Annotated in this window: 7 protein-coding genes; 2 read left to right on the forward strand and 5 right to left on the reverse strand. The window is 66.6% G+C overall.

All coding sequences use genetic code 11. The annotated features are described in order from the left end of the window. The first annotated feature begins 70 nt into the window (after window positions 1-70). The gene (locus KF688_16640) at window positions 71-3,328 is read left to right on the forward strand and encodes a discoidin domain-containing protein (GenBank protein MBX3427308.1); all 3,258 of its coding nucleotides are present in this window, start codon (window positions 71-73) and stop codon (window positions 3,326-3,328) included. A gap of 21 nt (window positions 3,329-3,349) precedes the next feature. Here KF688_16640 and KF688_16645 read toward each other — a convergent pair whose 3' ends face one another. Together KF688_16645 and KF688_16650 are read right to left on the reverse strand one after the other, a co-directional pair. Further along, window positions 3,350-4,588, reverse strand: coding sequence for a PQQ-binding-like beta-propeller repeat protein (locus KF688_16645; GenBank protein MBX3427309.1), 1,239 nt, complete (start codon window positions 4,586-4,588; stop codon window positions 3,350-3,352). A 190-nt stretch (window positions 4,589-4,778) separates the two neighbouring features. Further along, a complete protein-coding gene (locus tag KF688_16650) occupies window positions 4,779-5,168 on the reverse strand; it encodes a thioredoxin family protein (GenBank protein ID MBX3427310.1) in 390 nt (129 codons plus the stop codon). A 504-nt stretch (window positions 5,169-5,672) separates the two neighbouring features. On the opposite strand from KF688_16650, the gene KF688_16655 reads away from it, so the two are divergent. After that, window positions 5,673-6,542 carry a hypothetical protein gene (locus tag KF688_16655; GenBank protein ID MBX3427311.1) on the forward strand — a complete coding sequence of 290 codons (870 nt, stop codon included), beginning with the start codon at window positions 5,673-5,675 and terminating at the stop codon, window positions 6,540-6,542. Here the strand turns inward: KF688_16655 and KF688_16660 are convergent. From KF688_16660 to KF688_16670, 3 genes are all read right to left on the reverse strand, one after another. Beyond that, window positions 6,529-9,972: a pyruvate carboxylase gene (locus tag KF688_16660; protein ID MBX3427312.1), complete on the reverse strand. Its 3,444-nt coding sequence runs from the start codon at window positions 9,970-9,972 to the stop codon at window positions 6,529-6,531. The genes KF688_16655 and KF688_16660 overlap by 14 nt on opposite strands. A 238-nt stretch (window positions 9,973-10,210) precedes the next feature. Next, a complete protein-coding gene (locus KF688_16665; protein ID MBX3427313.1) occupies window positions 10,211-10,846 on the reverse strand; it encodes a hypothetical protein in 636 nt (211 codons plus the stop codon). 102 nt (window positions 10,847-10,948) lie between these two features. After that, window positions 10,949-11,587 (reverse strand): acyl carrier protein, encoded by a 639-nt coding sequence (locus KF688_16670; protein MBX3427314.1) that lies wholly within the window; start codon window positions 11,585-11,587, stop codon window positions 10,949-10,951. Window positions 11,588-12,341 lie beyond the last annotated feature (754 nt).

The raw sequence follows: 12,341 nt of genomic DNA on the forward strand, positions 1-12,341 counted from the left end.
AGGGCGCTGGCAGTTGCATAATCATGATGTCAGCGAGGCCGTTCGATCGTCTTTGAGGAACCCGCGCGCGATGCATCGAGTTCTTGTCAGCGGTTGGCGTCTGGCCCTGGTCCTGGCGGCGTTGCCGACGGCCGTGCGCGGCGAGTCTCGCGCCGTGCTCGACGACTTCAGCGATCCCGCGCGCTGGCAAGTGCAGGCCGCCGACGGCGTCGATCTGCACGTGAGCAGCGAGCCGCAAGCCGACGGAACCGGCGCCGCGTTGCGACTCGACTTTCAGTTCGTCACCGGCGCGGGCTATGCCGGAGTCCGCCGCGCCGTACCGCTCGAACTGCCGGCGAACTTTGAGCTGGCGTTCTCGGTGCGCGGCGACTTGCCGAAGAACAATCTTGAGGTCAAGCTCGTCGATCCTGGCGGCGAGAACGTCTGGTGGGTCAATCGGCGGGGGTTCGAATTTCCCCGCGAGGCCGTGCGGCTCGCCTCGCGTCGCCGCCATTTCGAGTTCGCCTGGGGACCGTCCAGCGCCCCGCTCTCGCACGCCTCGGCGCTCGAGATCGTCGTCGCGTCGGCCGAAGGGGGGCGCGGAACGGTGTGGCTCGAGGACTTGACGTTTCGGCCGCTTCCGGAGACCCGGCCGTACGACGGGACGCCGACCGCCGCGGCAAGCTCGGCCGCCGAGGAGCATCCCCCCCAGGCGGCGCTCGACGGCCGGCCTGAAACCGCCTGGCGCCCCGCGGCAGCCGACCCTCAGCCGAGCTTGACGATCGACTTCGGCCAGCCGCGCGAGTTCGGCGGACTGGTCGTGCATTGGGACGAAGCAGCGTACGCGCGCCGCTATGCGGTCGAGCTGTCGGACGACGGCAGCGCGTGGACGCAGGTTCGCGCGGTCGACGCAAACTCGGGGCGGCCGCAGTTCTTGTCGCTGCCCGACGCCGAGGCGCGGGCGGTGCGACTCGTTTTTTCCGCCGATGCGAGCGGCGAACCGCCGGCAATTCGCGAGATCGAGGTCCTGCCGCTGGAAACGACGCAGCATGCGAATTCGCTCTGGCGAGAAATCGCCGACCGGGCGCCACGCGGACGGTACCCGCGCACCATCGCAGGCGAGGGGGGCTTTTGGACCATCGTCGGCGTCCCGGCCGACGAACATGAGGCGCTGGTCTCGGAGGACGGAGCGGTCGAGGTCGACAAGCAGGCGTTTTCGATCGAGCCGCTGGTGAAGCTGGGGGGGCGGCTGTTCACGTGGGCCGACGCTGCCGAGACGACGCACTCGTTGGCCGCGGGGTTCGTGCCGGTTCCGACGGTCGAGCAGCGATTCGACGACGTGCGACTGAGCGTCACGGCCGCGGCCGACGGGGCGGCCGGACGTTCGGCGCTGACGCTGCTGTACACGGCGACCAACGCAAGCCATGCGCCGGTCGAGGGCGCCTTGCTGCTCGCCCTGCGACCGTTTCAGGTGAACCCGCCGTACCAGTGGCTCAACACGCCGGGGGGAGCGGCGCCGGTCGAGCGAATCGAGCTCGACGCCGCGAAGCGCGAGGTGCGCATCGACGGCCGGGTGGCGGCGCTCGGCGCCACGCCCGACGCGTGCGGAGCCGCGACGTTTGACGAGGGGGAAGCAGTCGAGTTTCTGTTCGCGGGCGCCATGCCGCCTCACGCCGCGGTCGCCGATTTGCAGCGCGGGGCGTCGGCCGCGGTGCAATACGACTTCCGCCTGTCGCCCGGCGAAAGCCGCTCGTGGGCCGTGGTCGTGCCGTTTGGCGCCGAGAGGGCGGTCGTTCGCGAACTGGCTGACGAATTGCTCGCCGCGGCGAACCCGGTGCGGCACGTCCGCGAGCGCCAGCAGGCGACGATCGACCGCTGGCGGCAGGCCGTTTCGACTGTCGAGCTCCTCTTTCCCGCGGAGGCGGCCGACGTGGCCGACGCGGTTCGTTCGACGCTCGCCTACGTGCTGATCAACCAGGACGGACGAGCGATTCACCCTGGCTCGCGTTCGTACGAACGATCGTGGATTCGCGACGGGTCGCTCACCTCGGCGGCGCTGTTGCGGTTCGGGCTCACGCGCGAGGCCCGGGAGTTCGTCGACTGGTACGCCGACTTCCAGTTCGCCGACGGCAAGGTGCCGTGCGTCGTCGACCGGCGCGGCCCCGACCCCGTGCCCGAGAACGACAGCCACGGCCAGTACGTCATGGCGGTGATGAACGTCTACCGCTTTACGGGGGACGAAGAGTTTCTGCGCCGCCACTGGCCGCACGTGCGCCGAGCCGTGGCGTACATCGAACAGTTGCGATTGCAGCGAATGACGGGCGAGTTCGTCGCGAGCGGCGCCTTCACGCGGCAAGAGCCGGGCAAGCCTCCCGTCAAGCTGCGGGCGTTCTACGGGATCATGCCCGAGTCGATCAGCCACGAGGGGTACTCGGCCAAGCCGATGCATTCGTACTGGGACGACTTCTTCACGCTCAAGGGGCTGAAGGACGCCGCCGAGATGGCCCACGTGCAGGGCGACCGGGCCCAAGGCGTCCAATATCAGGCGCTTGCCGCGGACTTCGCCCGCTCGCTGTACGAGTCGATCCATTGGGCGAGAGCGGATCATCGCATCGACTACATTCCCGGCTGCGTCGAGCTGGGAGACTTTGACGCGACGTCGACGACCGTCGCGCTCTGGCCGTGCGGCGAGCGGCATCGCCTGCCGGCGGACGCCCTGACCCGCACGTTCGACAAGTACTGGGAGCGGTTCGTCAGCCGCCGCGACGATCCCGCGTTCGAGTGGTTCGACTACACCCCATACGAGATGCGCACGATCGGCAGCTTCGTGCTGCTCGACCAGCCGGAGCGAGTCGAACAGACGCTGGCGTACTTCATGGCCGATCGCCGTCCGCCGGCGTGGAACCAGTGGCCGGAGGTGATCTACCGCGAGCCGCGCACCCCGCGGTTCCTCGGCGACTTGCCCCACACGTGGTGCGGGTCCGACTTCGTCAACTCGGTGCGGACGATGCTGCTGTACGAGCGGGACGACGGGGCGGCGGTCCTGCTGGCCGGGGTCCCGGCCGCGTGGCTGTCGCCGCAAGCGATCGGTTTTCGCGACTTGCCGACCTACGGCGGACGATTGTCGTGCACGTTGGCCCAGACGGACGGAGTCACGGAGCGGTTCGTCGCCGAGTTGAGCGGAACCTGCCCCGTGCCGGCCGGCAAGCTGCGGCTGAGCGTGCCGGGCCGTCGCGTCGAGCGGGCGACGCTCGGCGGCGCCCCGGCCGAGGTCGACGCCGACGGCCGCGTGATCGTCGATCGCCTGCCGGCGCGGGTTGAGATCGCCGCGACGAGTCCGCGCTCGTAAGCGGACTTTGGGCGACTGCTCTTACGGCTTCGGCCCCAGGCAGAACAGCGTCTGCTCAGAACGGATGTAGAGTCGTCCGTCGGCCACCGCCGGGGTGGCGGTCACCGACTCGCCCAGATCGGTCTTGCCGAGCGGACGGTACGTGCGGTCGGCCGCCAGGACGTGCACCTGGCCGTCGAGCGAGATTCCGTAGATCGCGTCGCCCACGAGCACCGGCGAACTGTGGAAGTTGCCGCCGACTCGCCGCGTCCAATGCGGCTCGCCGGTGGCGACGTCGAGGCACGACACGGTCCCCCGATCGTGCCACAGAAAGACCAGATCGCCGACGACCAGCGGCGTGGGGATGTTCGGCACTCCCTTCTTCACGCGGTAGACCTCCTGCGGCTCGCCCGTCCCCGCGGGGCAGCGGACGGCGATCAGGTGGAGGCCGTTGTTGCCCGAGCCGCACGAGGCCAGGACCAAATCGCCGGCCAGCACGGGCGAGCTGACGCAGCGATCGGGGAGATCGCCGGCGAGCGCGTTCCAGACCGCCTCGCCGCTCGCGGGGTCAAGCGCCGTGACCCCCGCCCCCATGCTGACGGCCAGCACGAGCGTTCGCTCGTCGTGTCGGCGCAAGCAAGGGGTGGCGTAAGTCGTCTTGCCCGGCGAGCGCGGGAGGCGCCACAGTTCCAGACCCGTGCGGCGGTCGAAGCCCAACACCTCGCTGTCGGCGGCGTCGGCGGTCTGGTTGTCGAGCACGACGACGTCCCCCACGACCACCGGCGACGTGCCGTAGCCGTGGCGCTCGGCCAGTCGGGCGACCCGGTGCTCCCAAATCTCGTCGCCGTCGTGCCCGAGCGCGGCCAAGTGGACGTCGTCCCCCGACTTCCATGCCAAGTAGATCGCCTCGGCGTCGACCGCCGGCGTGGGAGTCGCGAAGCTGTTGGTGGCGTGTTGCGGGTGCGGGGCCGCGGGCCGGCGCTTCTGCCAGATTTCGTCGCCGGCGGCTGCGTCGAGACACAGGGCGATCTGCTCGCCCGTCGCGGGATCGGCCGACGTGAGATAGACCCGCCCCTCCCACACGACCGGCGAGCTGTGTCCCAACCCCGGCAACGACGCGCGCCACAGGTAATCGTCCGCGGTCCACTCGACCGGCAGCCCGGGCGCTTCGCTCCGCCCGTCGCCGTTGTCGCCGCGAAACCGGGGCCAGTTTTCGGCGGAGACGACCGAACCCCAGACCGCCGCCATCAACGCCGCTGCGAGAGCTGCCGAACGTGACATGGGATGTCGCCTTGGGAAAAATCGCCTGGACGGGCCCGCGTCGCTCGCTGGTCGGACCGCGAGTCGCCATGATACTCGCCGCGCGAAGTTTCTTGCGACCGCGGGAGCCGCAACCCGCCGGACATCGTGATCTGCCGCACCTTCGCTCCCGTTTTCGACAGGGCGGGACGCCCTGCCCCGAATCGCGGATTCAATTGGCGATCGTCGCCGCGGGGTTGGCAAGCGCCGCCTGCCGCGCCGCGGCAGTCTGGACGAACACGGGCCAGACCCGGTCGGCGAACTCCTGGGGCTCGACGAACCCTTCGATGCGCTGCAGCAATTGGCTGTCGGACGAGATCACGAGCGTCGTCGGATACGACCGCACCCCCAGGCGCTTCGCCAGCTCCGGCGCGTGCGACGCATTCAGCACGACCGGTTCGCTTGAACCGACGACGCTGTCGCGAATCTGCGGGTGGGCGAACGTTTCGCGAACCATCTTCTTGCAGAAGGCGCAGTTGTTCGAGGTGACGAACACCAGCATCGGTCGTCCGGTCGTGCGGGTCGCTTGCCAGGCGCGTTGAACGTCGACGTGACGAAACAAGGGCGGCTCGCGTCGGGTCTCCTCCCCGACGGGCCGGACCGTCGCCGAGCCCGTCGGGCCGGCAGGGGCTTGGCCTCGCGCGAGCGAAGGCGCCAGCAGCAAAGCAAGCGAGATTGCACAGAGCAAGGATCGCATGGGGGAGTCTTTCCAGTCGGAGAGCGTGGCCGAGGCCCGACCGAGCACGCCGGGCGATGAAAAACATATCGGTATATTTCGATATATTACCACATGAAATCTGCTCGGATTCGACCAGTCTCCGGGGGGCGCCGCGCCAGTCGGTGCGCCGTTCCGCTGAGGACAACGACGACCTCCCTCTTTCCGAGTAGCCCGGCCGTTTGCCGGCAATGCTTGCCCAATCCTCGATCCCGGGGGTAGGTTTTTGGAAAGAGGAGCGTGACACGCCCCGCCCCAACGGGCCTATCGACCTGAGCCCCTGCGCCCGGGCCGTCGCCACGGGGCGCTTGCTCGTCATCGTCTCCCCACGACTTCTCACGAGGCGCCGCCATGAACGCCGCTCGGTTGTTCGCCCCGTTGCTCCTGACGCTCCCCGTCGTTTGTCCCCCGTCCGCCCAGGCAAGCGACGGGCCGGACGCTCTCCGCTCCTATCGCTTCGTCCCGGCGCTCAGCACGCTGCGCGAGTCGGGCGGGTTCGCCGGGTTCGTCACCGACTTCACGATCCGCGGCTCGTTCGACTTCGTCACGTATTACGGCTACGGCTCGGGCCCGGAGCCGTCGATCGTCCGCAAGGCGTTGTTCGACGACGTTGAAGCCTGGGCGTCGCACCCGATTCTGGCGTACGTGCTGAACGTCGATCGCGAACTGGGGCTGTCGACCCTTTCCGGGACGCTGGCGCCGTTGGGGCTGCCGATCGACGTCTACCGCTTCACCGGCTCGAACGACGACGGGCATCCGGTCGAGCTGTACACGGCCTCGGTCGGCCGGTGGCTCTACCTGCGCGGCGAGACGAGCCCCCCGTGCTGCGACTTCTTCAAGTACGAGGTGCGGGCCGTCGCCCGACTCGCCACGCTCGCCGATCGCAATCGCGACGGGCAGGTCGATCGCGGCGACCTGACGCAGTGGGGGAGCGATTTCGGACTGCCGGCGGCGGCGGCGTTGGACGACTCGAACGCCCTCGGCGCCGGCGTGGTCGACGGCGGCGACTTCCTCGCTTGGCAGCGCGAGGCGAGCGCAGCCCCGCCCGACTTTGCGACCCTCGACGCGGCGATCTCCGCCGCTTTGGCGTCGTCGAGCGACGCCGCGACGATCGCGTCCGTCGCCGTGGCGCCCGAACCGGCGACTCTGATCCTCGGGATCGTCGCGGCGGGATTGGCCTGGGGGCGTCGAAGCCGTCGTCGCCCCGTCACTCCAGCGTGATCAGCAAATCCCCCGTCTCGACCTGCGTCCCCGCGGCGACGTGAACGTCTTTCACCTTGCCTTCGGCCTCGGCGAGGATGGTGGTTTCCATCTTCATCGCTTCCAGGGTGAGCAGCTTCTGCCCCGCCACGACGCGGTCGCCGGGCTGGGCGGCGACGACGACCACCAGCCCCGGCATGCCGGCGCCGAGGTGCTTGGGGTTCTTCGGGTCGGCCTTGGTCCGCTGGACGACGTCCCCCTCGAGCGCATGGTCGGGGACCGTCACCTCGCGCGGCTGGCCGTTGAGCTCGAAGAAGACGCTCCGCGTGCCGTCGTGATGGGCGTCTCCCACGGTCAGGAACTTGAAGATCAGCGTCTTGCCCGGCTCGATGTCGACCGCGATCTCCTCGCCCGGTTGCATGCCGTGGAAGAACACCGGGGTGGGCAACACGCTGACGTCGGCGAACTGCCGCTGGTGCTCGGCGAACTGCTCGAACACTTGCGGGTACATCAAGTAACTGACGACGTCTTGCGAGGTCGGCTCGCGGTCGACGAGCGCGGCGACCGACGCGCGGGTCTTTGCGAGGTCGGCGGGGGGAAGGCTCTCGCCGGGCCGGCCCTCCAGCGGCTTCTCCCCGCGGAGGATCCGGTCGCGGACCTCGGGGGGGAAGCCCCCTTCGACCTGCCCCATCCGGCCCCCCAACAGGTCGAGCACCGACCGCGGGAACGCCAATTCGCGATTGCCGGCCATCAGTTCGTCGCAGCTTAGGTCGTTGGCCACCAGGAACAGGGCCATGTCCCCCACCGCCTTCGAGGTGGGGGTCACCTTGACGATGTCGCCGAACAACCGGTTCACGTCGGCGTACATCCGGCACACCTCGGGCCAGCGAGACGACAGCCCCAACGACTGGGCCTGCTGGAACAAATTGGTGTATTGACCCCCAGGCATTTCGTGCTGGTACAAATCCGATCCCGCGGCGAGCACGGGGCTCTCGAACGCGGCGTAGAATTCGCGGGTCTCGCGCCAGTACTCGCTGATCTCGTCGAGCGCCGCGCCGCGGAGCGACCCCTCGCGAGGCGTGTGGCGCAGCCCCTCGACCAGCGTGTTGAGATTCGGTTGCGAGGTTCCCCCCGACATCGCGGCGATCGCGGCGTCGGCGACGTCGAGCCCGGCGCCGGCGGCGTTGAGGATCGTCGCCGCCTGCACGCCCCCCGTGTCGTGGGTGTGGAAGTGGATCGGCAGCCCCGTCTCGTCGCGCAGGGCTTTCACCAATACGGCCGCCGCGTGCGGCTTGCACAGCCCGGCCATGTCTTTGATCGCCAGAATGTTGGCGCCAAGTTGCTTGAGCTCCTTGGCCAGGGCGACGTAGTACTTGAGGTCGTACTTGGGGCGCCGAGGGTCGAGGATGTCGCCCGTGTAACAGATGGCCGCCTCGCACACGGCGCCCGCCTCGCGCGTCGCCTCCATGGCGACCCGCATGTTGGGGGTCCAGTTCAGGGCGTCGAAGATGCGAAACACGTCGATCCCCGCCGCGGCCGCCTCGCGGACGCACTCACGGACCAGGTTGTCGGGGTAGTTGGCGTACCCCATGGCGCTCGACGCGCGGAGCAGCATCTGGAACAGGATATTGGGAATCCGCGTCCGCAGCTGCTCGAGCCGCTGCCAGGGAGACTCCTTGAGAAACCGCATCGAGACGTCGAACGTCGCCCCGCCCCACATCTCCAGCGAGAACAAATCGGCGCAGTGATGGGCGTAGGCGTCGGCGATTTGCAGCAGGTCGTACGTGCGAACCCGAGTCGCCAGCAGCGACTGGTGGGCGTCGCGCATCGTCGTGTCGGTCCACAACAGCGGCTTCTGCTCGCGAATCCACGCGCAGAACTTCTCGACCCCCAACTCCTTCAGCCGGTCGCGCGTGCCGCGCGGCAGCGGCGCAGCCGAGTCGATCGCGGGGACCTGGGCCGGCTCGCGTCGCTTGGCGACCGGGGCGTCCTTGACGCTTGGGTTGCCGTTGACGATGCAATCGCCGACGTACTGCATCAGCTTGGTCGCCCGATCGCGCCGCGGCTGGAACTCGAACAACTGCGGCGACTCGTCGATGAATCGCGTCGTGCACTGCCCCGCCAGAAACGTGGGGTCGGTCACCAACCGCACCAGGAACGGGATGTTCGTCTTGACGCCGCGGATGCGGAACTCCTGCAGGACGCGCTCCATGCGCCCCGCGGCCTCGACGAACTGGCGCCCCCAGCAGCTTACCTTCACCAGCAGCGAGTCGTAGAACGGGAAGACCACGGCGCCGGAGAACGCAGTCCCCCCGTCGAGCCGCACCCCCATGCCGCCCGACGAACGATAATGGGTCAGCTTGCCGTAGTCGGGCATGAACTTGTTGGCCGGGTCTTCGGTGGTCACGCGGCACTGGATCGCGAAGCCGGTCGTCGCGATGTCCTCCTGCGCGGGCAGGCCGACGACCTCGCCGTCGAGCCGCTCTCCCTGGGCGACCAGGATTTGCGATCGCACCACGTCGACCCCTGTCACCTCCTCGGTGACGGTGTGTTCGACCTGAATCCGCGGGTTGACCTCGATGAAGTAGATTTCGTTCGTGTCCGCGTCGAGGAGGAACTCGACCGTGCCGGCGTTGTCGTAGCTCACCTCGCGACCGATCGCCAGCGCCGCGTCGCACAGCTTCTGCCGCACCGCGGGAGCGAGGTTGGGCGCGGGCGCGATCTCGACCACCTTCTGGTGGCGGCGCTGCACGCTGCAGTCGCGCTCGAACAGGTGGACCAGGTTGCCGTGGCCGTCCCCCAGCAACTGCACCTCGATGTGCCGGGCGCGGGTGATGAACTTTTCGACGAAGATCTCGTCGCTGCCGAACGCCGTGAGCGACTCGCGCCGCGCCGCCTCGAAGGCGTCGGCGAAGTCCTCGGCCCGCGGGACGACCCGCATGCCGCGCCCCCCGCCGCCGTGAGCCGCCTTGAGGATCACGGGGAACTTCAGCGTCTCGGCCGTCTTGAGCCCGTCGGCCGCGTCGCGGATCGGCGCGTCGCTCCCCCCCAGCACGGGGACGCCGACCTTGGTCGCCACGCGGCGCGCCGACAGCTTGTCGCCAAGCTGTTCGAGCAGCTCGGTCCGCGGGCCGACGAACGCGATCCCGTGAGCGCGACAGGCCCGCGCGAACCGCGGGTTCTCGGACAAAAAGCCGTAGCCCGGGTGGATCGCGTCGATCTCGCGCTCGACGGCCAACTCGACGATCCGCTCGACGTCGAGATACGCGGCCAACGGCTTGCCCGGCTCGCCGATCGGGTACGCCTCGTCCGCCTTGAACCGATGGAGCGCGTACCGATCCTCGTGCGAGTACATCGCCACGGTGCGAATGCCCAACTCATGGGCGCTGCGGAAGACGCGAATGGCGATCTCGCTGCGATTGGCGGCGAGCAAACGACGAATGGGCTTCATGCGAGACGACTGGCGGCAAGAGGACGAGACGGCAAGCGCGCAGATCGCCCAGTATACCCTGCCCCGGCAGGGTGCGGCAGAGTCGCGGCGGCGGCGAAAAAGCTTGTGCGCGGGCGTGAAGGCGCACAGCAAGCGGAACGACCCCGTTCACCTGCTGCGGCGGCTGGTAAGACGTTGAACTCTGAAAAACCGTCCTGCCGCCGCGGCCAGGTGCAACGGCTGGTTCGCGGCGGCACGCCTAGCCAACCAACCGCCTCGCGATTACAGCGGGCGACACCCCAGAGAATGCGAACTGAAGACCGGCTCGGAATGGCTGGATGCCATCCGGGTTCTTCGACACAAAGAAGAAGCTTGCGGCCTGTGACTGATATGCAAACGCTGCGAGGCCCGCAGTCGTCAGCATACGCAAGCCATGCCAGACGTATGGATTCGCAGACGGCGGAACGTCATTGAGCCTAGGGTTCGGCCAGTATTGATGTCTGTAAACGATCAATGCCTGCCGATTGCAGAGCATTGCAGCAAGCTCGGTGATCAGGATCTTCTTCTCGGACTTGCCGTTATGGTGCGTGTAGAAACCAGTGTCGGGATCCAGGAACAAGAAGCGATGGTTGATAGCCCCCACCGCTGCGACCCACTTTTGTCGTTTGCCGGGGTCATTGGAAGAGGGCACATTCACGAAGCCACCGGGTTTCCAGAACGTGCGGTCGGCAGGAATCCCAATCGCGGTCTCGAAAACTGCCTTCTCGGCATCGGCCCAGGGCCCGTCGGTGGTCATTGGAACGCAGGCGATGGAGCCAGCAACCTCTGCAGGCAACAAGCGGAAAACGAGTGCCTTCAACCCGTCGAGGCTGTCGAGAAGGTATTCCCGGTTCATGACGCCTCCACCAGCGAACGACCAAGGTAACCCGGCGGCGGCCAAGCAACGTTGATTTCAGAACCCGCTCGATCCGCCGCTCGGGTTCACCGCTTTGTTCGGTCACTCTCTCTTGTTGGCGTCGCGCTCGGATTTCTGCTGTTTCAGTTTCTCAGCCATCTCCTGCGGAAGCGCGATTACGGCAGCCTTTTGACGGAGTGCTTCAATCTCGGTGTCGTCAAGTTCACGGCCAAGACGTTGTGCTTGAATCTGCGTGAGTTCCTCGAAGCTTGGGACAAACACCAGCATAAGTCCGTTGGGATTAGGAAGCTTCGAGAGGTCACCAAATGCGCCAACTTGTGATTCGCGAAGTGTTCCGTCATCGGTGACCGGTGATGGTCTTTCTTGTGGCTGTTTTGGTGCCGCTTCCGCCACTGTGGCAAACTTTCGGATCGTCAAATGGTCGCACAGCGAGTCAGTGTCTCGTATTCCCGCGGCGCTTACCAACGCATCTTCACTGATCGTGATGCCAAAACGATCCTCGACTTCCATCGTGATTTCAACGAGATCAAGGTCATCGGCACCGACGCCGCCAAAGGTCATCTCTGGAATTACGTCTGCGTCTTTTAGGCCGAGCTGTTTAGCGATGATGGATTGAACGTTTGCCAACATTGACGAATGCGGTGCTATCGTCTCGGGTGCTCGCGACGGGCCGCACCCGGCGATAACACTGGCGATCAGAAGTATGCCGAGGCGCGCCATGATGTTTGTGACCGAACGGCGGCGTTGACCGGGCCGCCGCCGATCAACATTGACCTCACGAACGACGCGATCGGCGGCTCCGCGTCCAACGCGTTATTATACCGCATCCGATCTTGTGATCAACGTTGCCGCCTCTCGACAACAATCTTTTGACCTTGACAAGCGATGCGCAGACTAGAATTCAATTTTGTCTCGAATTTCTTGCCACTCCTCCCATATGCGTTCAGGATCCATCCGGTGGACGGGCACCTGACTGTCGAGCGATTCGTAGAATTTCCGGGCTTGAGCTTTGGTCATTTGCACAGACACAGTGGAATCGCGAACAGCAAGTACCTCCGCCTCGGTAGAGGCGAGCCTTTCTGTCGCTCCTTGCCAGCGAGCAACGTCATTAACGGATTTAGATAGACCTTGACGGTCGGTTCTTCTCCGCCCATGGCATTCTCTTGTGATTGTGTAGGCGAAACGGATGATTCAGTAGTTGGTGCAACAGACGGTTCTGGGCGTGGCGTGGTGGATGCGTTGCAACCGATGAGAAAGCATGATAACGCTACGATTGCAGGTCGATGGGCAAGTTGAAACGACATTGTGTTTCTCACGGGTATAACAAGCATTCTACGGCTCAGCGCCGCATAGCGCCTGACAGGAAGGAATTATGTGGCATGCAGACGTCTAGCACAGGCCTGCCGCCGCTCCACTCCTCGACGGAACTCCTGTTACGGCAACATCGTATCGGCGACCGACCCCCTCGACAAGT

This window comes from Pirellulales bacterium (genome assembly GCA_019636345.1).
Classification (GTDB): domain Bacteria; phylum Planctomycetota; class Planctomycetia; order Pirellulales; family Lacipirellulaceae.

Bases quoted from the DNA above. Each gene is read 5' to 3' on its own strand.
- KF688_16640 (MBX3427308.1), top strand. From the start codon at position 71: ATGCATCGAGTTCTTGTCAGCGGTTGGCGTCTGGCCCTGGTCCTGGCG.
- KF688_16645 (MBX3427309.1), bottom strand. From the start codon at position 4,588: ATGTCACGTTCGGCAGCTCTCGCAGCGGCGTTGATGGCGGCGGTCTGG.
- KF688_16655 (MBX3427311.1), top strand. From the start codon at position 5,673: ATGAACGCCGCTCGGTTGTTCGCCCCGTTGCTCCTGACGCTCCCCGTC.
- KF688_16660 (MBX3427312.1), bottom strand. From the start codon at position 9,972: ATGAAGCCCATTCGTCGTTTGCTCGCCGCCAATCGCAGCGAGATCGCC.
- KF688_16665 (MBX3427313.1), bottom strand. From the start codon at position 10,846: ATGAACCGGGAATACCTTCTCGACAGCCTCGACGGGTTGAAGGCACTC.
- KF688_16670 (MBX3427314.1), bottom strand. From the start codon at position 11,587: ATGGCGCGCCTCGGCATACTTCTGATCGCCAGTGTTATCGCCGGGTGC.